Raw genomic sequence first — 21903 nt, forward strand, 5'->3', positions numbered from 1 at the left:
TCCCGGCGGCGCGTGCCGCAACGTTCAGCGGGTGGTGTAGCCGCCGTTGGCGAAGATGGTCTGGCCCGTGATCCACCAGCCTTCGGTCACCAGGAACTTGACGATGGGGGCGATGTCCTCGATGTCCGTCAGTCCCTTCTTGGAGTAGCCCGACAGCGCGGCCGCGGACGAGTGGTAGGCCGTCGACTCCTTGGATTCCTGGCCGTAGAAGAACGGCGTGTCCATGGGGCCGGGGCCGATGGCGTTGACGCTGATGCCGCGGGCGCCGAACTCCTTGGAGGCCGCGCGCGTGTAGTGCTCCACCGGCGCCTTGCTGCCGGGGTAGACGGCGTAGGAATCGGTGTAGGCCGCCAGCAGCGAACTGACGATGGTGACGATGCTGCCGCGCTCGGCCAGCACGCGGCCGGCCTGCTGGATGAAGAAGAACGCCGCCTTGGAGTTGGCCGCGAAGCTCTTTTCGTAGTCGGCCTCGGTGATCTGCAGGATGGGCTTCTTGATCACGACACCGGCGGTGTTGATCGCGACGTTGAGCTCGCCGAACTGAGACACGGCGCGGTCAAAGAGCTGCACGCAGTTCTCGACCACGGACAGGTCGCCCTGGAAGGTGAGGACGCCAACGCCCTTGGCCTTCAGCGCGGCCGCGGTTCTTTCCGTCTCGTCGCGCGAACCATCGCTGTTGTAGTGAAGAACCAGACCGCGCACGCCGGCATCGGCGAACTGGTGGGCGATCAAGGCTCCCAGGTTCTTACCACCGCCGCTGATGACAGCCACTTTGTCCTTCAAGGTCGGAGAAGACATTCATTACCCCTTTGTATGGAATGGAGAGAGAAGTCTATGTTTGGAAACAATCAGGATAAAGTCGGCTCTCCTGTCTACACCATCCAGGAATCACGAACAATCATGGACCGGCTGGACCACCTGAGGATCTTTCTGCGCATCGCGCAGTGCAGCAGCTTCACTCTCGCAGCGGACCAGCTCGGCTTGCCGCGCGCCAGCGTCTCGGGCGCGCTGCAGCAGCTCGAGGCCCGTCTTGGCGCGCGTCTGCTGCACAGAACTACCCGGCGGGTGCGGCTCACGGCCGAGGGCGAGAGCCTGCTGGAGCGCGCGCGCTCCCTGGTCCACGGGATGGAGGCGCTGGAGCAGCAGTTCAGCGCGGCCGGCCAGGGGCTCCGAGGCCGGCTGCGCGTGGAGATGCCCAGCCGCATCGCCCACCGGCTGGTGGCGCCGGCGCTGCCCGAGTTCCTGGCCCGCCATCCCGGCGTGGAGCTGGAGCTCGGTTCCAGCGACCGCGCCGTGGACCTGGTGCACGATGGCGTGGACTGCGCGCTGCGCGTGGGCCCGCTGGCGCCCAGCAGCCTGGTGGCGCGTCCGCTCGGTTCCTTCGCGGTGATCAGCTGCGCCAGCCCGCGCTATCTCGCGCGCCACGGCACGCCGCGCGACATGCACGACCTGCTGACCCAGCAGCACCGCCAGGTGAACTACGCCGCTGCTGCAGGCGGGCGATACGCGCCCTGGGAATGGACCGAGGACGGCCGCACGCGCTCGGCCATGCTGCCCGGCGATGTGGCGGCCGGCAATGTGGAAACCTACATCGCCTGCGCGCTGGCCGGCGTGGGACTGGTGCAGGTGCCGGCCTACGACGTGCAGGACCACCTGGAGAGCGGCGCCCTGGTCGAGGTGCTGTCGCCATGGTGCCCGCCGGCCCTGCCCGTGCACCTGGTCTATCCGCACCGCCGCCATCTGGCGGACCGTGTGCAGGCCTTCGGCCACTGGATCGAGGACCTGCTCCGTCCCCATCTGGACCGAGCGGCAAGCTGAGCGCGCGGTCAGGCCGGGCTGCGCGCGCGCACGAAGTCGACGAAACGCGCCAGCGCGGGCGACATCGCCCCGGCCGGCCAGACCAGGCTGGTCTCGCAGACCGGCAGCACCGGCCGCTTGCGGCCCAGGGCCAGCCGGGCCGCTTCGCGGTAGACCACCCCGGCGCGGCGGAACTGCATCACGCTGGCCGGTACCCAGGCCAGGCCATTGCCGCCCCAGACCAGGTTCACGATGGTCTGCATCTGGATCGCCTCCTGCGCCACGCGCGGCACCGTGCCCTGGGCGCGGTACATCTCCACCACCGCGTCGTGCAGCGATGGCAGGATGCGGCGCGGGAACAGCACCAGCGGTTCGGCCAGCACGGCGGCCAGCGGCAACGGGTCCAGCCGTGCCAGCGCATGGCGCGCGCCCAGCGCCAGCACCAGCGGCTCCTGGCCGACCACCAGCCGATCCAGCCCGGCCGGCGCCTGACCCGGCGCGTGCAGCATGAGGCCGGCGTCGATGCTGCCGCGCGCGAAGGCGTCCAGCTGCACGTCGCCCGTGGCCTCCATGAGCTCCAGCGCCACGCCGGGGCTCTCGGCATGGAAGTCGCGCACCCACAGCGGCAGCTGCGCGAAGCCCACGGTGGACACGAAGGCCAGCCGCACGCGGCCGTGCTCGCCCGTGGCCGCCGCCCGCGCCAGCGCCGGCAGGGCTTCGGCCCGCGCCAGCAGTTCGCGCACCTCGGGCAGCAGCGCCTCGCCAGCCGGCGTCAGGCCCACACGCCGGCGCGTGCGCTCGAACAACGCCACGCCCAGGCCCTTCTCGAGCTGGGCGATGGCCTGGGTCAGCGGCGGCTGCGTCATGTGCAGGCGCTGCGCCGCGCGGCCGAAGTGCAGTTCCTCGGCCAGCACGGCGAACTGGCGCCACACGCGCAGGTCGGGCGACACCGGGTTTTTCATATGCCAAGCATATCAATGAGCGCTGCAAAAGCGATTGGAACCAATCAAGCATCGTTGGCATACTGCGCGCTCCCCTGTTCCCCACGAGAGAGACACGATGGAAACCAAGACCATCCAGATCAACCGCCGCTCGGCCAACATCACCGAAGGCAAGTCGCGCGCACCCAACCGCTCCATGTTCTACGCCATGGGCTACGAGGAAGGCGACTTCAAGAAGCCCATGGTCGGCGTGGCCAACGGCCATTCCACGATCACGCCGTGCAACAGCGGCCTGCAGAAGCTGGCCGACGCAGCCATCGCCGGCATCGAGGAAGCGGGCGGCAACGCCCAGGTGTTCGGCACGCCCACGATCTCGGACGGCATGGCCATGGGCACCGAGGGCATGAAGTACTCCCTCGTGAGCCGCGAGGTCATCTCCGACTGCATCGAGACCTGCGTGGGCGGCCAGTGGATGGATGGCGTGCTCGTGGTGGGCGGCTGCGACAAGAACATGCCGGGCGGCATGATGGGCATGCTGCGCGCCAACGTGCCGGCCATCTACGTCTACGGCGGCACCATCCTGCCGGGCCGCTACCAGGGCAAGGACCTCAACATCGTCAGCGTGTTCGAGGCCGTGGGCGAGAACGCGGCCGGCAAGCTCAGCGACCACGACCTGACTGAGATCGAGAAGCGCGCCATCCCGGGCACGGGCTCGTGCGGCGGCATGTACACGGCCAACACCATGTCCAGCGCCTTCGAAGCCCTGGGCATGAGCCTGCCCTACTCGTCCACCATGGCCAACCCGCACGACGAGAAGCAGAACTCGGCCAAGGAATCGGCCAAGGTGCTGATCGAGGCGATCAGGAAGGACCTGAAGCCGCGCGACATCGTCACCCGCAAGGCCATCGAGAACGCCGTGGCCGTGATCATGGCCACGGGGGGCTCCACCAATGCCGTGCTGCACTTCCTGGCCATCGCCCACGCGGCCGGTGTGGAATGGTCCATCGACGACTTCGAGCGCATGCGCAAGAAGATCCCCGTGATCTGCGACCTGAAGCCCAGCGGCAAGTACCTGGCCGTGGACCTGCACCAGGCCGGCGGCATTCCCGCCGTCATGAAGGTGTTGCTGGACGCCGGCCTGCTGCACGGCGACTGCATCACGATCACGGGCAAGACCATCGCCGAGACGCTGGCCGACGTGCCGCCGCTGCGCGCCGACCAGGACGTGATCCGCCCGATCAGCAACCCCATGTACGCCGAAGGCCACCTGGCCATCCTCAAGGGCAACCTGTCGCCCGAAGGCGCCGTGGCCAAGATCACGGGCCTCAAGAACCCCGTCATCACCGGCCCGGCCCGCGTGTTCGACGACGAGCAGTCGGCGCTGAAGGCCATCCTGGACGGCAAGATCCGGGCCGGCGACGTGATGGTGCTGCGCTACCTGGGCCCCAAGGGCGGCCCCGGCATGCCCGAGATGCTGGCGCCCACGGGCGCGCTGATCGGCGCCGGCCTGGGCGAGTCTGTCGGCCTGATCACCGACGGCCGTTTCTCCGGCGGCACCTGGGGCATGGTGGTCGGCCACGTGGCGCCCGAGGCCGCGGCCGGCGGCACCATCGCCTTCGTGCACGAGGGTGACTCCATCACGATCGACGCGCACCAACTCAAGCTCGAACTCAACGTGCCCGAGGCCGAGATCGCCAAGCGCCGCGAGGGCTGGACGCCGCCCGCGCCGCGCTACACGCGCGGCGTGCAGGCCAAGTTCGCGTTCAACGCTTCCACCGCCAGCAAGGGCGCGGTGCTGGACGATTATTGAAATCGCCCCCGTCTGGACTTCTCACTGCGTGTAGAAGTCCTATACCCCCCAGGGGGCGCCGCCAGCGGCCGGGCAGAGCCCGTTCCGCGGCGTCCGCTGGCATGGCCTGCTCCGCGGCCTTCTGAGCCTTTGCATGCGTGCCGCCTCTGTGCCTTGCAAGCGGCAAGCGGGAGGGGGAGGGCCGAGGGCCTCAGCGCCGCTTCCGGGGATTCAGCCCCAGCGCATCGCGCTGGCGGTCGACGCGGGCGGCCTTGCGTGCCGCCTCGCGCTCCATGGCCTTGCGCTTGGTGTAGCCCGAGGCGTCGGCCCAGGCCCACCACAGGATGGCCAGACCGAACGGCGCCAGCACCACCCACCAGGCCCACCCCGCCACGGGCCCCCACTGCGCCCACTTGAGCAGCAGCAGCACCAGGCCCAGACCCAGCAGATACATGACGGCCTCCTTGTGCGTGTTTCGGCGAGCCGGGGAACCCTGCTCTCTAGAATGGGTCGGAAGACTGTACCCCAACCCCCACGAGGAAGAACGATGAAACAAGTGTTGCTCGGCGCCGTGCTGCTCGCAGGCGGTGTGCTGGCCCTGCCGAGCTGGGCCGACGAAGCGCTGGCCAAGTCCAAGAACTGCATGGCCTGCCACGCCGTCGACAAGAAGCTGGTCGGCCCGGCCTACAAGGACATCGCCGCCAAGTACAAGGGCGACGGCAGCGCGGCCGACAAGCTGGCCGTCAAGATCCAGAAGGGCGGCTCGGGCGTCTGGGGTCCGGTGCCCATGCCCGCGAACCCGCAGGTCAACGAGGCCGATGCCAAGAAGCTGGCCGCATGGGTGTTGAGCCTGAACTGAACACGCCCCGCCTCGCGCCAGGAGCCCGCCGCGCCGCGGGCTTTTTTGTGGGCGTTCGCCACCGCACGCCTGCCTAAACTGCCACCATGTCGAGAGCCGCCCGCCTGCTGCACCTGCTGGAACGTCTGCGTGCCCACCGCCGCCCGCTGCCCGGGGCACAGCTGGCAGCCCAGGCCGGCATCAGCCTGCGCACGCTGTACCGCGACATCGCCACGCTGCGCGAACAGGGCGCGCGCATCGAGGGCGATCCAGGCGTGGGCTATGTGCTGCGGCCCGGCTTCACGCTGCCACCGCTGATGTTCAGCGAAGAGGAACTCGAAGCCCTGGTGCTGGGCGCACGCTGGGTGGCCAGCCAGTCCGCCGACCCGGCGCTGGCACAGGCTGCCCAGGGCGTCGTCAACCGCATCGGCAGCACGCTGCCCGAGACGCTGCGCCTGGCCGTGGAGACCAGCGGCCTGTTCGTGCCGCCGCGCGCGGACCCGTATCCCAGCGCCCCCTGGCTACCGGCGCTGCGCCAGGCCGTGCGGGCCGAGCATGCCGTGTGGCTCGACTACCTCGACGAGGCCGGCCGGACCACGCGGCGGCGCGTGTGGCCCTTCGCGCTGGCCTTTTTCGACCAGGCGCGGCTGGTGGCGGCCTGGTGCGAACTGCGGCAGGACTTCCGGCACTTCCGTGCCGACCGCGTGCGCGACCTCGCCGACACGGGCGAACGCTATCCCGAACGCCGCCACCTGCTGATCCGCCGCTGGAGCGTGCAGATGGGCCACGCGCGCCACATGGACGCTGCTGACAGAAGCTGACACCGGCCCCCGCGACACTGGTGCCACTCCCTCCCAACCAAAGGACCTGCACCATGAATGCCGCACTGACCTTCTACACCAACCCCATGTCGCGCGCCCGCGTGACGCGCTGGATGCTCGAGGAAACCGGCCTGCCCTACCAGACCGAAATCCTGGAATACGGCACCAGCATGAAGGCGCCCGCCTACCGCGCCATCAACCCCATGGGCAAGGTACCGGCGATCCGCCACGGCGACACCGTGGTGACCGAGAACGCCGCCATCTGCATGTACCTGGCCGACCTCGTGCCCGAGAAGAAGCTCGCGCCGCCCGCAGGCAGCCCGGCGCGCGGCCCCTACTACCGCTGGATCAGCTTCATGGGGCCGCTGGAGCAGCTCATGGTGGCCAAGTCAACCGGCGTCCAGCTGCCCGACCCGGGCATGGCCGGCTTCGGCACCGAGGAAGACCTCGTGCAGACGCTGGCCGGCGCCGTGGAAGGCCGCGACCACCTGGCGGGCGACCACTTCACGGCCGCCGACCTGCTCGTCTCGGCCTACATCGGCTGGTACCTGCAGTTCCAGCTGCTGCCGGCGCTGCCCGCGTTCACGCGCTTCGTCGAACTGCACCGCAAGCGCCCGGCGGCCGCGCGTGCCAACGAACTGGACGGCCCGATTCCGGCGCGCGGCTAACTCAGTTCGACTGGGCGAGTTGCTCCAGGATTGCGGGATTTTCCAAAGTGCTCGTGTCCTGCGTGATCGCCTCGCCCTTGGCGATGGACCGCAGCAGCCGCCGCATGATCTTGCCGCTGCGCGTCTTGGGCAGGTTGTCGCCGAAGCGGATGTCCTTGGGCTTGGCGATGGGCCCGATCTCCTTGGCCACCCAGTTGCGCAGTTCGGCCGCAATGGCCTTGGCCTCCTCGCCCGTGGGCCGCGCGCGCTTCAGGACCACGAAGGCGCAGACGGCCTCGCCCGTCACGTCGTCGGGCCGGCCGACCACGGCGGCCTCGGCCACGAGGTCGGTCTTGGCCACCAGGGCCGACTCGATCTCCATGGTCCCAAGCCGGTGGCCGGAGACGTTGAGCACGTCGTCGATGCGGCCCGTGATGCGGAAGTAGCCGCGGTCCGCCGAGCGCACCGCGCCGTCGCCGGCCAGGTAGATGCGACCGCCCATCTCTTCGGGAAAGTAGGCCTTCTTGAAGCGCTCGGGGTCGTTCCAGATCGTGCGGATCATCGAGGGCCAGGGCCGCTTGATGACCAGCATGCCGCCTGCGCCGTGGGGCATGTCTTTGCCGGTCTCGTCGACGATGGCAGCCGCGATGCCGGGCAGCGGCAGCGTGCACGAGCCCGGCACCAGCGGCGTGGCACCCGGCAGCGGCGTGATCACGTGGCCGCCGGTCTCGGTCTGCCAGAAGGTGTCGACGATGGGGCAGCGCTCTCCGCCCACGTTCCGGTGGTACCACATCCAGGCCTCGGGATTGATCGGCTCGCCGACCGAACCCAGGATGCGCAGGCTCTGCAGGTTCCAGTTCTTCGGGTGCACCTTCTCGTCGGTCTCGGCCGCCTTGATCAGCGAGCGGATGGCCGTGGGCGCCGTGTAGAAGATCGAGACCTTGTGCTTGTCGATCATCTGCCAGAAGCGTCCTGCATGCGGGAAGGTCGGGATGCCCTCGAACACCAGCTGTGTGGCGCCGGCGGCCAGCGGCCCGTAGGCCACGTAGCTGTGGCCCGTGATCCAGCCGATGTCGGCCGTGCACCAGAACAGGTCGTCCGGCCGCAGGTCGAAGGTCCAGTCCATCGTGAGCCTGGCCCACAGCAGGTAGCCCGCGCTGGAATGCTGCACGCCCTTGGGTTTGCCCGTGGAGCCCGAGGTGTAGAGGATGAACAGCGGGTGCTCGGCATCGACCGGCACGGGCGCGCATTCCGTGGCCTGGCCGGCCAGCGCTTCGGCAAAGGTCTTGTCGCGCCCCTCGACCCTGTTCCAGGCCGTGGGCGTGCGTTCGTAGACCAGCACGGTCCTGAGCGTGGTGCAGCCGCCCAGGGCGATGGCGTCGTCGACGATGGACTTGAGCGGCAGCTCCTTGCCGCCGCGCAGCTGGTAGTTGGCCGTCACCACGGCCACGGCGCCGGCGTCGATGATGCGTTCCTGCAGCGCCTTGGCCGAGAAACCGCCGAACACCACGGAGTGCGTGGCGCCGATGCGCGCGCAGGCCTGCATGGCCACGATCCCTTCCACGCCCATGGGCATGTAGACCACCACGCGGTCGCCCTTGCCGATGCCCTGGGCTTGGAGCGCGTTGGCGAACTGCGCCACGCGACCCAGCAACTCCTTGTAGCTCACGCGCGTGACGGCGCCGTCGTCGGCCTCGAACACGATGGCCGTCTTGTCCTGCACGGGCGTGCCCATGTGCCGGTCCAGGCAGTTGGCCGAGACGTTGAGCTGGCCGTCGTCGAACCAGCGGTAGAACGGCGCATTGGATTCGTCCAGCACGCGCGTGAAGGGGCGGGTCCAGGCCAGGTTTTCGCGCGCCAGCCGCGCCCAGAAACCGTCGGGGTCGCGCGCCGCCTCGTCGCACAGCGCCTGGTAGGCGGCCATGCCGGCGATGCGGGCGCCCTGCACGGCAGCGGCGGGCGGCTCGAACACCCGGTTCTCGACCAGCACGGATTCGATGGCGCTCATGGATCTGTCTCCTTTTGTGGTGGGTGCGAAGCGGCGTGGACTGTGGAAGCCGGCCTTTACAGCAGGCTGACAGCCGACACCTCGCCTTCATTTTGCGGGCACGGGCAATCCCTACAATCGCGCGTCCCCGCTTTTGCGCCCTTCCATGTCCGACCCGAATCTGTCCAGCCGCTCCCCGATGCGTCCCCTGCCCAAGCTGATCTTCGCCAGCCGCTGGCTGCAGCTGCCCCTGTACCTGGGCCTGATCGTGGCGCAGGCGGTCTACGTGGTGCATTTCCTGGTCGAGCTCACGCACCTGGTCGAGGCCGCCTTCGGCAGCCAGACTGCGCTGCAGGCCCTCATCAGCAGCATCGGCTACAAGACCGACGCGCCCATCACCACGCTCAACGAGACGGTCATCATGCTGGTGGTGCTGGCATTGATCGACGTGGTCATGATCTCCAACCTGTTGATCATGGTCATCGTGGGCGGCTACGAGACCTTCGTGAGCCGCATGAACCTGGAAGGCCACGAGGACCAGCCCGAATGGCTGAGCCACGTGAACGCCTCGGTGCTCAAGGTCAAGCTGGCCATGTCCATCATCGGCATCAGCTCCATCCACCTGCTCAAGACCTTCATCAACGCCGACAACTACAGCGAGAAGGTGCTCGTCGCGCAGACCGTGATCCACATCGCCTTCCTGCTGTCGGCCATGGCCATCGCCTACACCGACAAGCTGATGTCGGGCAACGGCAAGCACTGAGAGGCGGGCGTCCGGCCTTGCCGCCCCTCAAGCGGCCCTGATCCGGCCCGCACGGATGTCGGCCCGCAGAGCGTCGTTGACGCGGGTCTGCCAGCCAGGGCCTGTGGCCTTCAACGCAGCGAGGATGTCCGGATCCAAGCGGAGCGTCGTCACCGCCTTGGTCGGCTCTTTCTGAGGCCCCCTGCGGCGGACGCCGAGCGTCGCCTGCAGTCCGGCGGGCAGCACCTCGTGGGCCGGCCGGAAGGCCGCGAGGTCCTCGGCCGTGATCTCACGGACCTCTCCGTCCGCATCAGTCATGGGCATGCGCTTGCTCATAAGCTTTGATCTCCCGGTTGTTCGCCTTGCGAAAACTGATGACACGGATGCCCGCGTCGATCGGCGTGAAGCACAGCACGTGCAGACGCCGACGAAGAAAGCCGATGGCCACGTACCGGACTTCGGGATAGGCCTTGCGGTCGTCTTCGCAGACGAGCGCGGTACCGAAGTCGAATGCGGTGACCTCGGTAAAAGACAGGCCGCGCTCTGCGATGTTCCTGTCGTTCTTGCCGGCATCGAACGCGATGTGCATAGAGCAAATTGTATTGACAAAAAGCCAGAATGGCGAACGTGCCGAGGGCCCTGCACCATGCCCGCGGCGCCGCTGCGTCAACGCAGCGGATGGCTTGGAAATGGGTCATGGCTTGACATTCCTTAGATCGAAAAGTTACAATTCCGCGCTTTCAACCAGTCAACAACATCTGTTGACGGTCTGAGCGCTACTCGCGGAGCACCTCGCCTCCCGTCGCGGCGCCAGACATCCCCCGCCGGGTCCGCCCGGCATCCGGCTGGTTTTCCAGCCAACCGACGCCGCGTCATACCGCCCCGTCCAGCCCCCTCGACCAGGCCGCTGAACGGACCCCACGGTGTGTGACAGGCGCTGGCTGCGGCTCCGTCGTCTTCAGTGCCTGCCCTTGCGGCTGCGGATCGCGGCCGCCTGCGCCATCCAGGCGGCCATTGCCAAGCCCACCTTCCAGGAGGCCCGCCGCAATGGCAAAAGACATCCAGATCGACCATGTGTTCAAGGTCTTCGGCGACGATCCCGACGCCGCACTCGCGCTCGTGCGCGACGGCAAGACCAAACAGGAAATCCTGGCCGAGACCGGCCAGTCCATCGGCGTCTTCGACGCCCACTTCCACATCCAGGCCGGCGAGATCTTCGTGATCATGGGCCTGTCGGGTTCGGGCAAGTCCACGCTCGTGCGCCTGCTCAACCGCCTCATCGAGCCCAGCGCCGGCCGCGTCGTGGTCGATGGCGAAGACATCTTCCAGCACGGCAGCCGTGCCTTGCGCGCACTGCGCCGCAAGGACATCAGCATGGTGTTCCAGTCCTTCGCGCTGATGCCGCACATGACCGTGCGCGACAACACCGCCTTCGGCCTGGAACTGGCCGGCGTGCCCAAGGCCCAGCGCCTGGCCGCGGCCGACGATGCGCTGGCCCAGGTCGGCCTGGCCGGCTGGGGCGACAGCTACCCCGACGAGCTTTCGGGCGGCATGCAGCAGCGCGTGGGCCTGGCGCGGGCGCTGGCCTCCGACCCCTCCATCCTGCTCATGGACGAGGCGTTCTCGGCCCTGGACCCCATCATCCGCACCGACATGCAGAGCGAGCTGCTGCGCCTGCAGCAGGTCAAGCGCCGCACCATCGTGTTCATCTCGCACGACCTGGACGAGGCCATGCGCATCGGCGACCGCATCGCCATCATGAAGGACGGCCAGGTCGTGCAGGTCGGCACGCCGGAGGAGATCCTGCGCAACCCGGCCGACGACTACGTGCGCAACTTCGTGCGCGGCGTGGACGCCGCCAAGGTCTTCAAGGCCGGCGACATCGCGCGGCGCAGCCAGGTCGTGGTGTCCGAGAACCCCGCCCGCGGCGCCCGCCCCGCGCTCAAGATGCTGGAAGACCAGGACCGCGAGTTCGCCTACGTGGTCGACCCGCAGCAGCGCTTCCTGGGCATGGTCTCGGCCGATTCGCTGCGCACCGCACTGAAGGACCACGAAGGCACGCTGGGCCTCGCGCGCGCCTTCCTGCCCGGCGTGCAGACCGTGGCCGCCATCCACCCCGTGAACGAATTGTTCGGCCAGGTGGCGCAGTCGCCCTGGCCGCTGCCCGTGGTCGACGACCAGGGCCGCTACATCGGCGCGATCAGCAAGACCACGCTGCTGCGCTTCATGGACAAGAACAGCGACTGACCCATCGAGGAGGATCCCACATGAACGACAACACCACCCTCGCCCAGACCGACCTCACGCCGGGCGCAGATCCCTGGGCGAGCTCGGCACCCGACGCTGCGCCCGCCGTGCCGTCCGCCCCGGCCGCCGATCCCTGGGGCGCCGCCGACGCAGCACCTGCCACCGACAGCACCGACGCCTGGTCCGCCGGCACCGATGCTGCCGCCGGCAGCGACTGGCTCGGCGCCGCCACCGACGCCGCGTCCACGGCGCCCGACGGCTTCTCGCTCACGCAGCTGTGGGACGGCAGCCTGCCCGTGGAGTCCTGGATCAACCACGGCCTGGCCTGGACGGTGGAGCACTTCCGCCCCTTCTTCCAGACCGTGCGCGGCCCCATCGACGCCACGCTGTCCAGCGTCGAAGGCCTGCTGCAGTCCGTGCCCACCGTGGCCATGATCGCGCTGCTGGGCCTCTTGGCCTGGCAGTTCGCAGGCCGTGCCGTGGCCATCGGCGGCGTCATCTCGCTCATGCTCGTGGCCATGCTGGGCATCTGGCCCGAAGCCATGGTCACGTTGTCGCTGGTGCTGACCTCGCTGGCCTTCTGCCTGGTGCTGGGCCTGCCGCTGGGCATCCTGCTGGCCTCGAGCGACCGCGCCAACCGCATCGCCCGCCCCGTGCTGGACGCCATGCAGACCACGCCGGCCTTCGTCTACCTGGTGCCCGTGGTCATGCTGTTCGGCATCGGCAACGTACCGGGCGTGATCGTGACCATCGTGTTCGCGCTGCCGCCACTGGTGCGGCTCACCACGCTGGGCATCCGCCAGGTGCGCCCCGACCTGATCGAGGCCGCGCGTGCCTACGGCGCCTCGCCCTGGCAGCTGCTGACCAAGGTGCAGCTGCCGCTGGCCATGCCGTCCATCATGGCCGGCATCAACCAGGCGCTGATGCTGTCGCTGTCCATGGTCGTCATCGCCTCCATGATCGCCGTGGGCGGCCTGGGCCAGATGGTGCTGCGCGGCATCGGCCGGCTGGACATGGGCCTGGCCACCGTGGGCGGCCTGGGCATCGTGCTCCTGGCCATCACGCTGGACCGCATCACCCAGGCCATGGGGCAGGCCCGCCGCGAGAACGGGAAAGGGGTGCGCCACTGGTGGCAGACCGGCCCGGCCGGCCTGCTCGTGCGCGCCCTGCAGCGCAGGCCCCGGCCAGCCGCCAGGGCCGAACACACCGCTTCCGACGCGACGGCCGCCCTGGCCGCACGCATCCACTGAATCCCCAGAAAGGAGCCTTCGCATGACATTCCCGACCCTTCGCATCGCCTTCGCGGCCGGCCTGCTGGCCGTCTCTGCAGCCGGCATGGCCCAGAACCTGCCCGGCAAGGGCATCCAGGTGCAACCGCTGCAAAGCTCGATCGCCGAAGAGACCTTCCAGACCCTGCTGGTCAGCCGCGCGCTGGAGAAGCTGGGCTACGACGTGCAGCCCATCCGCGAGATCGAGTACGCGACGGCCTATGTGGCCATCGCCAACGGCGACGCCACGCTGATGGCCGCCAGCTGGAACCCGCTGCACGACGACTTCTTCAAGAACGCCGGCGGCGCGGCCAAGCTCTGGCGCCAGGGCACCTACTCGACCAACGCACTGCAGGGTTACCTGATCGACAAGAAGACGGCCGAGGCGCACAAGATCCGCAGCATCGACCAGCTCAAGGACCCGGCCATCGCCAAGCTGTTCGACACCGACGGCGACGGCAAGGCCAACCTCACGGGCTGCAACCCGGGCTGGGGCTGCGAGGGCGTCATCAACCACCACCTGCAGGCCTACGGCATCGCCAACACCGTCCAGCACGTGCAGGGCAGCTACGCCGCGCTGATGGCCGACACCATCACGCGCCACCAGGAAGGCAAGCCCATCCTGTACTACACCTGGACTCCGTACTGGGTCAGCGGCGTGCTCAAGCCCGGCAGCGACGTGGTCTGGCTGCAGGTGCCGTTCTCCTCGCTGCCCGGCGCGCAGAAGGGCACGGACACCAAGCTGCCCAATGGCCAGAACTACGGCTTCGTGCCGAACACGCAGCACATCGTGGTCAACAAGGCTTTCGCCGAGGCCAATCCGGCCGCGGCCAAGCTGCTGTCGGTGATGCAGCTGCCCGTGGCCGACATCAACGCGCAGAACCTGCGCATGCGCAACGGCGAGAACAAGGCCGCCGACATCGCGCGCCACACCGATGGCTGGATCAAGGCGCACCAGAAGACCTTCGACGACTGGATCGCGCAGGCGCGCGCGGCGGCCGCGGACTGACCGCGGCCCGGACGCCCGGTCAGCGGCTGACGAGGAACTCCTGCACCTCCATGCCGGCCAGCATGCCCCGCAATTCGCGCACGAAGCCGCGCATGTCGTGCAGATGCGCCGGGAGCCGGTCCGCCGTCATTGGAACGGGGGCTTGAGTTCCGGCTCGATGGCGCGGCGCCGGAACGGGTTGTCGAGCACCGACGGAAACGCCAGGTCCACTGCGCGCCCTTCGAACACCGCGGACAGTTCGTCCTGCAGGTCGACCAGCGCAAAGCCGCTCGGTGCCCGACCGGGCGCAAATTCCACCAGCAGATCGACATCGCTGGCCAGTGTCTCGTCGCCACGTGCGACCGATCCGAACATCTGCAGGCGCTGTACGCTGTAGCGGCGGCAGATGTCCGCGATGTGTTGGCGTTGAACCGGTCCGAGCAGCATCGGGCCATGATACGGGAGGCGCCGTCCGCAACTCAACGCCCCCGCCCAAGCGCGCGGCGCATCCGGGCATGTCCTACAGACGCCAAGCGGCCCACGGCGTAGCGTCGATGTTCGCCCCATCGGGCAGAACAACAAGGCACAGGCCATGCACCCGCACAACAACAAGCACCACCGTCCGCGGCCGGCCCGCCATGGCTGAGCCCATCACCCTGTGGCGCACCACCCTGTGGACGGTCGCCCTCCTCAACATCGGCCTCTGGAGCTGGACCGCCTGGCGCGTGCACCGCGGCGACCTGCCCTGCGACGCGCGCTGGCACGGGCTGCGCCGGCTGCAGCTGTGGCTGTCGGCCGGCTACGTGTTCGGTTGCGCGTTCCGCTCGGTCGTGCCGGTCTACGACATCCCGCGCCTGGTCATGGTCGATGCGCCCTGGTCCAACGCGCTGGTGGGCCGTTCCGTCGCGACCCTGGCCGAGCTGTGTTTCGCCGCGCAATGGGCGCTCATGCTCCAGGACACCACGCGCGGCGGCGACCGCCCCGTGGCGCGCCTGGTCGCGCTGCAGATCGTGCCGCTGATCCTCGTCGCCGAATGCTTCTCCTGGTACTCGGTGCTGAGCACCTCCAACCTGGGGCACACCATCGAGGAAAGCCTGTGGGGCCTGTGCGCCGCGCTGGTGGCGCTGTGCCTGGCCACCCTGTGGCCGCGCGTGGCGCCGGCCCAGCGGCCGGTGCTGGCGCTGTGGGTGGCGGCCGCCGCCGCCTACGCGCTGTACATGTTCGCGGTCGACGTGCCGATGTACTGGCAGCGCTGGCTGGCCGACGAGGCGGCGGGCCGCGCCTATCTCGGCCTGGGCGCCGGTGTGGCCGACATGGCGGGCCGCGTGGTCGTGTCCACGCAGTGGGCCGACTGGAAGACCGAGGTCGTCTGGATGACGCTGTACTTCAGCGTGGGCGTGTGGGCCAGCATCGGCCTGGTCCATGCGCCGCGGCTCGCGCTGCAGGCGCAGGCGCGGCGGACGCGGCCATCACAGAAAATCGCTGCATGACGACAGCCACCTACGAGATCAGCCTGATCCTGCCCGACCCCCACGACCCGCGCCCGCGCAGCATCCGCGTGAGCGAGAGCTACGTCCAGCAGGAGAAGGACCTCAGCGCCGCGCAGAAGGCCGCCATCCTGGCCTTGCCACCGGGCGGCACCTGGGCCGGCCGTGCCATCCGCATCCAGCGCCTGGCCGACGGCAGCTAGCGCGGCGCCTCGGCCGCCTCCTGCACGCGCCGCTCGAAGGTCTCGGCGCAGCGCCGGTAGCCCTTGTGCTCCTTCTCGAACTTGGCCACCGCCTCGCGGTCGGCCGGCTCGAACACCTGGCCGATGCCCTGCTCCACGGGCTCGAAACCACGGTGCGCGAACAGCAGCAGCCGGCGCGGGTTGAGCGCCAGCTGCGCCTGCTCGAAGCTGCAGCCGCACACGTCGCGGCTGGCGCGCAGATAGGCCATGGCCTTGGCGGAAAAGCCGGCCTCCTTGGACAGGCGGTTCAGCAGCAGTTCGTCCAGCGGGTACAGCAGCGCGGTGCAGCGCGCCAGGTAGGTCTCGCGGTCGACCTCGATCTTCTGGGCCGCGGCCAGGCCGGGCAGGAGCAGCAGCAGGGCCGAGCAGGCCAGCGCGGGAATGGGGCGCATGGGCATCGTGGTGGCGGTTCAGCGGCCGGCCATGGTAGTGCATGACGCCCCCCGCCCCACGCAGGCGCCACGCGCCACAGCTGCTACCATTTGTCAACAGGACCGGGTCAAAGAACGCCTGGATTTGACCCAAAGGCTGGCCGAAATCGCCCGCTCCGCGGCGTACAGCGCACACATCCCAGCCGCAGACCGCCCCGACGAGGAACCCGCCGTGCACATTGCGAAGACGCTGCTGGAGCAGTTCAACATCAACGAGATGGAGATCATCCGGCGCATGGAGCTGCTGGACCTCACCCAGCGCGAACTCGATCTGCTCGCGGCGCAGCAACCCGTGATCGAACGCAAGCTGGCCTACATCGTCGCCCGGTTCTACGAGAAGCAGACCGCCTTCGACGAGATCGCGCTGCTGATCGGCGACGCCGACACGCTCGCCCGGCTGCGCGCCGCGCAGACCCGCTACATCCAGGACCTGTTCGCGGGCGACTACGGCCACGCCTACGTCAACGGCCGCCTGCGCATCGGCCTCGTGCACAAGCGCATCGGGGTGGAGCCCAAGCTGTTCCTGTCGGCCGCCTGCACGCTCAAGTACCTGCTGTCCGAGGTGCTGGCCCACGAGATCGAGGACCGCAGCACGCTGCTGGACGTGCTGCGTGCGCTCGACAAGCTCATGAACTTCGACAACGCCCTGGTCTTCGACACCTACATCGGCACGCTGCTCAGCGCCATGGAGAGCGCCAAGAAGCGCATCGAAACCTATGCCCATGCACTGGAGCAGAAGTCCAAGATCCTGAGCACGCACGCCGAGCGCGATCCGCTCACCGAGCTGTACAACAAGCGCGGCATGACCATGGCGCTGACACGCGAACTCAATGCCGCGCAGCGGCGCAAGAGCCAGGTGTCGCTGGTCTACATGGACGTCAACAAGTTCAAGTTCATCAACGACACCTTCGGCCATGCCAAGGGCGACGAGGTGCTGCGCGCGCTGGGCGAGGCCATCGCCAAGAGCTGCCGCAGCACCGACTTCGCCTGCCGCGTGGGCGGCGACGAGTTCTGCGTGATCCTTCCCGACGCCGCGCCCGACGTGGCCGAGGGCATCGCCGAGAAGATCGCCGAAGCCTTCACAGCCCTGTTCCCCGAGTTCTCGGTCGCCGCCGGCGTGGCCGGCACCGGCCCCGAGCAGTTCATGACCGAGAGCGAGCTGCTGGAGGCGGCGGACAAGGCCATGTACGCGGCCAAGCGCGCCGTCTAGAACCCCAACACCATGCGCCCGCGCGTGCCACGTGCGCGCATGCGCGCCATGGCCTCGGGCAGCTGCGCGAACGGCAGCTGCTGCGCGATGCGCGCCAGGTAGCGCGGCTTGTAGTCGCTGGCCAGCCGCGCCCACACGGTCCGGCGCAGCGGCATCGGGCTGTTGGCGTTGATGCCGATGAGCCGCACGCCGCGCAGGATCAGCGGCAGCACCGTGGTCTGCAGCTCGGCGCCGCCGGCGTTGCCGAAGCTCGTGATGACGCCCTCCGGTGCCGCACTGCGCAGCAGCCAGGCCAGCATCGCGCCGCCCACGGCGTCCACGGCACCGGCCCACTGCGCCTTGTCCAGCGCGCGGCCGGCGCCCGCGGCCGCATCCGGCGCCAGCACACGCGCCGCGCCCAGCGCGCGCAGGTAGCCGTCGGCGTCGCCCTTGCCGCTGACCGCGACGACCTCGTAGCCGCGCCCGGCCAGGATGTCGATGGCCACACTGGCCACGCCGCCGCTGGCCCCCGTCACCAGCACCGGCAGGCCGCCTGGCGCCAGGCCGTTGTGTTCCATCCAGTGCACGCACAGCGCAGCCGTGTAGCCGGCCACGCCCAGCGTGCCGGCCTCCTCCAGGCTCAGCCCGGCCGGCAGCGGGAGCGCCCAGTCGGCACGCACGCGGGCGAACTCGGCATGGCCGCCGTCGTGGTCGACGCCGATGCCGAAGCCGTGCACGAGCACCGCATCGCCCGGCGCGAAGCGCGGATCGTCCGAGGCCACCACCTCGCCGGCCAGGTCGATGCCGCCGATGCGCGGGTACTGCCGCACGATCTGGTTCAGGCCGGCCGCGGCCAGCGCGTCCTTGTAGTTGACGCTGGTGTAGGCCACGCGGACCAGCAGCTCGCCGGGCGAGAGATCGTCCACGCCGAGCTCGACGAAGCGGCCGGCCACCGGGCCACCAGCGGCCTCCTGGTGCAGCCGGAAGGCGCGGAAGCGTTCGGGCCGCATCTCAATCCGCCTTGATGCCGGCGGCCTTGGCCACGCGGCCCCACTTGTCCGTCTCGGCCTGGATCAGCGCCGTGAACTCGGCCGGGCTGCAGCTCTCGGGCTCGATGCCCAGGCGCGCCAGGTGCTCGCGCATCTGCGGCGTGGCCAGAGCGTCCACCATGGCCTTGTTGAGCTTGGCGACGATGGCCCGCGGCGTGCCGGCGGGCGCCAGCAGGCCCCACCAGGACGAGGCCTCCATGGGCACGCCCAGCTCGCCCGTGGTCGGCACGTCCGGCAACAGCGCGCTGCGCCTGGCGGCGGCCACGGCCAGCGGGCGCAGCTTGCCCGCCTTGATCATGCTGTTGGTGGGCGGCAGGTTGTCGAAGCTGAGGTCGATCTGCTTGCCCACCAGCGCCGCCACCGCCTCCGAACTGCCCTTGTAGGGCACGTGCAGCAGCCGCGCCTGGGTGTTCGCGCGGAACAGCTCGCCGGCCAGGTGCGGGATGCTGCCGTTGCCGGCCGTGCCGTAGCTGAGCCCGTCCTTGGTGCTGCGCGTCTGCGCGATCAGGCCCTTCAGGTCCAAGACCTTCGAATCGGCGTGGACCACCACGTAGACCGGCGCCTTGGTGATGAGCGAGATCGGCGTGAGGTCGCGCTGCGCGTCGTAGGGCAGCTTGTCGAACAGCACGGCATTGGTCGCGAGGTTGGCCGTGCCCAGCAGCAGCGTGTAGCCGTCGGGCGCGGCGCGCGTCACCGCGAGCGTGCCGGTCTGCGTCGCGGCGCCGGCCTTGTTCTCGACGATGAAGCTCTGGCCGAAGACCTCGGTCAGGCGCTGGCCGATGGCGCGCGCCGCCGTGTCCGCACCGCCGCCCGGCGCATAGGGCACGATGATGCGCACGGGCTTGTCGGGGTAGTCGGCCGCATGGGCCGCAGGCACAAGTGCGGCAAGGGCCAGCAGGCAGGCGCCGACGGCGCGGCGCGCGAACAGGGGTTGGTGCATGTCGTCTCCTCGGGGTGGTTCAGTGCTGCCCGGCGCGCGCCAGCGTGCGCTTGGCGATGTTGAGCTGGTGGATCTGGCTGGTGCCCTCGTACAGGCGGAACAGGCGCACGTCGCGGTAGAAGCGCTCGATCGCATGGCCGCGGATGAAGCCGGTGCCACCCAGCATCTGCACGCAGCGGTCGGCCACGCGGCCGCACATCTCCGAGGCGAAGTACTTGCACATCGACGCCTGCATGGTCACGTCCTCGCCGGCATCGCGCGCACGGGCCGTCTCCAGGATCAGCGCGCGCGCCGCGTGGATCTCGGTCTGGCAGTCGGCGATCAGCGCCTGCACGAGCTGGAACTCCGCCACCGCCTGGCCGAACTGGCGGCGCTGCGTCACATGGGCCACGGCCTCGTCCAGCATGCGGATGGCCGGCCCGGTGCACAGCGCGGCCAGGTGGATGCGCTGCTTGTTGAGCACCTTCATCGCGGTCTTGAAGCCGTTGCCGGTGTTCTGGGCGCCGCCCACGATCTGGTCCGCATGCACGCGGCAGTCGGCGAAGAACACTTCCGAGACGGGCGAGCCGGCCTGGCCCATCTTGTCGTAGGGCTGGCCCGTGGACAGGCCCGGCGTCTCGCGCTCGACCAGGAAGGCCGTGATGCCGCGGGCCGAGCGGTCCTCGGGATCGGTGCGCGCCATCACCGTGAACAGCCCGGCGATGGGCGCATTGGTGATGAAGCACTTGCTGCCGTTCAGCACGTAGTGGTCACCGTCGCGCACCGCGCTGGTCTGCAGCGCCACGGCGTCCGAGCCAGCCCCGGGCTCGGTCAGCGCGAAGCAGCCCGTCAGCTCGCCGCGCGCCATGCGCGGCAGGTAGCGGTCCTTCTGCGCCGGCGTGCCGTCGGCCACCAGCGCCTCGGAGCCGATGCCGGTGTTCGTGCCCACACGGGCGCGGAAGGCCACCGAGGCCTGCGACAGCTCCATCGCGGCCAGCACCAGTTCTTCGGTCGTCATGCCGGCGCCGCCATAGGCCTCGGGGATGGACCAGCCGAAGTAGCCGCTGCGCGCCAGGTCGGCGACCAGGTCGTCCGGCACGGCATCCAGCCGCTCGACCTCGGCCTCGCGCGGGATCATCTGTTCGCGCACCTGGCGGCGCACGTTGGCCAGCAGTTCGCGGAATGCCTCGGGGTCGCGGATCATGTGCGTGTTCTCCTTCTTCAAATCACGTGGGCGGCGCGCAGGGCGGCCAGGTCGGATGCCGTGAGGCCCAGCGTGCCGTAGACGGCTTCGTTGTGCTCGCCGCAGGCCGGGCCCGTGCGCGGCGGTGGCGGCGCGGCACCGAAGCGCGGCACCGCGGCCGGCGCCGGCAAGGAGCCCAGCTCGGGATCGGGCAGGCGCCAGAACGCGCCACGCGCGCGGTAGTGCGGGTCTGCCAGCGCGTCGGCGATCGAATAGATCTTGCTGAACGGCACGCCATGCGCCTCGAGCCGTTCGGCCAGGGCCGCGAAGCCGTGCGCGGCGAACCAGGCGGCGATGGCGCCGTCGACCTCGTCCAGGTGGCGCACGCGCGCCGGGTTGCTCGCAAAGCGCGGATCGTCGGCCAGGGCCGGCGCGTCCATCGCGGCGCAGAGCCGGCGGAAGATCGCGTCCGACGAGCCGACCAGCGTGATCCACTGCCCGTCCTGCGTGCGGTAGATGTTGGACGGCGCCGTGTAGCTGGCGCGCGCGCCGCTGCGCCCGCGCACCTCGCCCAGGCATTCGTGCTCGGCCGCCAGCGGCTCCAGCACGCGCAACAGCGCCTCGGTGGCCGAGAGATCGACCTCGCGACCCGGCGCCTGCGGGTCGCGCGCCCGCTCGGCCGCCAGACTCGCGATGGCGAAAGCGCCGAACAGGCCGGCCACCGCATCGCCCACTGGGAAGTTGATGTGCAGCGGATGGCCGCCGGCCTCGCCCGTCAGGTGGGCCAGCCCGCCCATGGCTTCGAAGATGCGCGCGAAGCCGGGCCGCCCCGCATAGGGTCCGGTCTGGCCGAAGCCCGTGAGCCGCAGCACAGACAGGCGCGGGTTGGCCGCCTGCAGCGTGGCCCAGTCCAGGCCCCAGCGGTCCAGCGTGCCGGGGCGGAAGTTCTCCACCAGGATGTCGAAGCCGGCGATCAGCCGGAGGAACAGCGCGCGGCCCTCGGGCTTGCGCACGTCCAGCGAGATGCCGGCCTTGCCGCGGTTCAGCACCTTCCAGTACAGGCCGGTGGGTGCCAGGCCGCGCAGCGGGTCGTTGCCCTCGGGCAGTTCGAGCTTGACGACCTCCGCGCCGGCATCGGCGCACAGCGTGGCGCCGAACGGGGCGGCCACCACGGTGGCCATGTCCAGGATGCGCAGGCCGCTCAGCGGGCCTGACGTGGCGTGGCGGCTCGCCGGGCTCATGGGGCCGCCTCGTGCAGCGCTGCACAGTCGTTCGTTCGCATCCGGGGTCTCCTGTCGTTCGGGGTCGATCCGGCGCGCAGCTTAGGTGGGCCACCAT

24 protein-coding genes are annotated in these 21903 nt (G+C 69.5%); 12 read left to right on the forward strand and 12 right to left on the reverse strand.

Translation table 11 applies throughout. The features are described from left to right. Positions 1-24: 24 nt before the first annotated feature. Positions 25-798 carry an SDR family oxidoreductase gene (locus IE209_RS20085; protein ID WP_189688686.1) on the reverse strand — a complete coding sequence of 258 codons (774 nt, stop codon included), beginning with the start codon at positions 796-798 and terminating at the stop codon, positions 25-27. 102 nt (positions 799-900) lie between these two features. Between IE209_RS20085 and IE209_RS20090 the strand changes: the two genes are divergently transcribed. Next, positions 901-1818: a LysR family transcriptional regulator gene (locus IE209_RS20090; protein ID WP_189688687.1), complete on the forward strand. Its 918-nt coding sequence runs from the start codon at positions 901-903 to the stop codon at positions 1816-1818. A gap of 8 nt (positions 1819-1826) precedes the next feature. Here IE209_RS20090 and IE209_RS20095 read toward each other — a convergent pair whose 3' ends face one another. Beyond that, complete coding sequence (locus IE209_RS20095) at positions 1827-2759, reverse strand: LysR family transcriptional regulator (protein WP_189688688.1); 933 nt, start codon at positions 2757-2759, stop codon at positions 1827-1829. Between the two features lie 97 nt (positions 2760-2856). On the opposite strand from IE209_RS20095, the gene ilvD reads away from it, so the two are divergent. After that, a complete protein-coding gene (ilvD, locus tag IE209_RS20100; protein ID WP_189688689.1) occupies positions 2857-4548 on the forward strand; it encodes a dihydroxy-acid dehydratase in 1692 nt (563 codons plus the stop codon). Positions 4549-4738: 190 nt separating this feature from the next. On the opposite strand, the gene IE209_RS20105 is transcribed toward ilvD, so the two are convergent. Next, on the reverse strand, positions 4739-4981 hold the full coding sequence (locus IE209_RS20105) for a TIGR04438 family Trp-rich protein (RefSeq protein ID WP_189688690.1): 243 nt from the start codon (positions 4979-4981) through the stop codon (positions 4739-4741). Between the two features lie 93 nt (positions 4982-5074). Here IE209_RS20105 and IE209_RS20110 point away from each other — a divergent pair, with 93 nt between their 5' ends. The 3 genes from IE209_RS20110 to IE209_RS20120 all read left to right on the forward strand — a co-directional run bounded on the left by IE209_RS20110 (position 5075) and on the right by IE209_RS20120 (position 6854). Further along, positions 5075-5386: a c-type cytochrome gene (locus IE209_RS20110; RefSeq protein WP_145545553.1), complete on the forward strand. Its 312-nt coding sequence runs from the start codon at positions 5075-5077 to the stop codon at positions 5384-5386. An 86-nt stretch (positions 5387-5472) separates the two neighbouring features. Then, a complete protein-coding gene (locus IE209_RS20115) occupies positions 5473-6186 on the forward strand; it encodes a helix-turn-helix transcriptional regulator (protein ID WP_189688691.1) in 714 nt (237 codons plus the stop codon). Between the two features lie 53 nt (positions 6187-6239). Then, complete coding sequence (locus tag IE209_RS20120) at positions 6240-6854, forward strand: glutathione S-transferase family protein (protein WP_189688692.1); 615 nt, start codon at positions 6240-6242, stop codon at positions 6852-6854. A gap of 1 nt (position 6855) precedes the next feature. On the opposite strand, the gene acs is transcribed toward IE209_RS20120, so the two are convergent. Continuing rightward, entirely contained in the window at positions 6856-8841 is a 1986-nt protein-coding gene (gene acs, locus IE209_RS20125; protein WP_189688693.1) for an acetate--CoA ligase, read from the reverse strand. Between the two features lie 178 nt (positions 8842-9019). Between acs and IE209_RS20130 the strand changes: the two genes are divergently transcribed. After that, positions 9020-9583 (forward strand): TIGR00645 family protein, encoded by a 564-nt coding sequence (locus tag IE209_RS20130; RefSeq protein WP_373305390.1) that lies wholly within the window; start codon positions 9020-9022, stop codon positions 9581-9583. A 27-nt stretch (positions 9584-9610) separates the two neighbouring features. Here IE209_RS20130 and IE209_RS20135 read toward each other — a convergent pair whose 3' ends face one another. After that, on the reverse strand, positions 9611-9886 hold the full coding sequence (locus IE209_RS20135; protein WP_373305391.1) for a BrnA antitoxin family protein: 276 nt from the start codon (positions 9884-9886) through the stop codon (positions 9611-9613). After that, positions 9873-10151: a BrnT family toxin gene (locus IE209_RS20140; RefSeq protein ID WP_189688696.1), complete on the reverse strand. Its 279-nt coding sequence runs from the start codon at positions 10149-10151 to the stop codon at positions 9873-9875. Before IE209_RS20140 ends, IE209_RS20135 begins: the two co-directional genes overlap by 14 nt. Positions 10152-10609: 458 nt before the next feature. Between IE209_RS20140 and proV the strand changes: the two genes are divergently transcribed. From proV to proX, 3 genes are read left to right on the forward strand one after another with little or no spacing between them, the layout of a single operon-like run. Beyond that, positions 10610-11809 (forward strand): glycine betaine/L-proline ABC transporter ATP-binding protein ProV, encoded by a 1200-nt coding sequence (gene proV / locus IE209_RS20145; protein ID WP_189688697.1) that lies wholly within the window; start codon positions 10610-10612, stop codon positions 11807-11809. 20 nt (positions 11810-11829) lie between these two features. Further along, complete coding sequence (gene proW / locus IE209_RS20150) at positions 11830-13059, forward strand: glycine betaine/L-proline ABC transporter permease ProW (RefSeq protein ID WP_189688698.1); 1230 nt, start codon at positions 11830-11832, stop codon at positions 13057-13059. Positions 13060-13081: 22 nt separating this feature from the next. After that, positions 13082-14086, forward strand: a complete 1005-nt coding sequence (gene proX, locus IE209_RS20155) for a glycine betaine/L-proline ABC transporter substrate-binding protein ProX (protein ID WP_189688699.1) — start codon at positions 13082-13084, stop codon at positions 14084-14086. Between the two features lie 126 nt (positions 14087-14212). Here proX and IE209_RS20160 read toward each other — a convergent pair whose 3' ends face one another. Continuing rightward, positions 14213-14512: a nucleotidyltransferase family protein gene (locus tag IE209_RS20160; protein WP_189688700.1), complete on the reverse strand. Its 300-nt coding sequence runs from the start codon at positions 14510-14512 to the stop codon at positions 14213-14215. Positions 14513-14703: 191 nt separating this feature from the next. On the opposite strand from IE209_RS20160, the gene IE209_RS20165 reads away from it, so the two are divergent. Together IE209_RS20165 and IE209_RS20170 are read left to right on the forward strand one after the other, a co-directional pair. Then, positions 14704-15555, forward strand: coding sequence for a hypothetical protein (locus IE209_RS20165; RefSeq protein ID WP_189688701.1), 852 nt, complete (start codon positions 14704-14706; stop codon positions 15553-15555). Next, positions 15552-15755, forward strand: a complete 204-nt coding sequence (locus IE209_RS20170; protein WP_189688702.1) for a hypothetical protein — start codon at positions 15552-15554, stop codon at positions 15753-15755. Before IE209_RS20165 ends, IE209_RS20170 begins: the two co-directional genes overlap by 4 nt. Here IE209_RS20170 and IE209_RS20175 read toward each other — a convergent pair. After that, a complete protein-coding gene (locus tag IE209_RS20175; protein ID WP_189688703.1) occupies positions 15752-16192 on the reverse strand; it encodes a hypothetical protein in 441 nt (146 codons plus the stop codon). The two genes, IE209_RS20170 and IE209_RS20175, sit on opposite strands and share 4 nt — an antisense overlap. A gap of 205 nt (positions 16193-16397) precedes the next feature. Between IE209_RS20175 and IE209_RS20180 the strand changes: the two genes are divergently transcribed. Continuing rightward, positions 16398-17435 carry a GGDEF domain-containing protein gene (locus tag IE209_RS20180; RefSeq protein WP_189688704.1) on the forward strand — a complete coding sequence of 346 codons (1038 nt, stop codon included), beginning with the start codon at positions 16398-16400 and terminating at the stop codon, positions 17433-17435. Here the strand turns inward: IE209_RS20180 and IE209_RS20185 are convergent. Genes IE209_RS20185 through IE209_RS20200 form a run of 4 tightly spaced genes read right to left on the reverse strand, consistent with a single transcriptional unit; the run spans position 17432 to position 21806 of the window. Then, positions 17432-18424, reverse strand: coding sequence for an acrylyl-CoA reductase family protein (locus tag IE209_RS20185; protein WP_189688705.1), 993 nt, complete (start codon positions 18422-18424; stop codon positions 17432-17434). The two genes, IE209_RS20180 and IE209_RS20185, sit on opposite strands and share 4 nt — an antisense overlap. Position 18425: 1 nt before the next feature. Beyond that, positions 18426-19403: a tripartite tricarboxylate transporter substrate binding protein gene (locus tag IE209_RS20190; protein ID WP_189688706.1), complete on the reverse strand. Its 978-nt coding sequence runs from the start codon at positions 19401-19403 to the stop codon at positions 18426-18428. A gap of 19 nt (positions 19404-19422) precedes the next feature. Next, on the reverse strand, positions 19423-20586 hold the full coding sequence (locus IE209_RS20195) for an acyl-CoA dehydrogenase family protein (protein ID WP_189688707.1): 1164 nt from the start codon (positions 20584-20586) through the stop codon (positions 19423-19425). Positions 20587-20603: 17 nt separating this feature from the next. After that, entirely contained in the window at positions 20604-21806 is a 1203-nt protein-coding gene (locus IE209_RS20200) for a CaiB/BaiF CoA transferase family protein (RefSeq protein ID WP_189688708.1), read from the reverse strand. Positions 21807-21903 lie beyond the last annotated feature (97 nt).

It is taken from the genome of Pseudorhodoferax aquiterrae (assembly GCF_014652235.1).
Classification (GTDB): Bacteria; Pseudomonadota; Gammaproteobacteria; order Burkholderiales; family Burkholderiaceae_C; genus Pseudorhodoferax; species Pseudorhodoferax aquiterrae.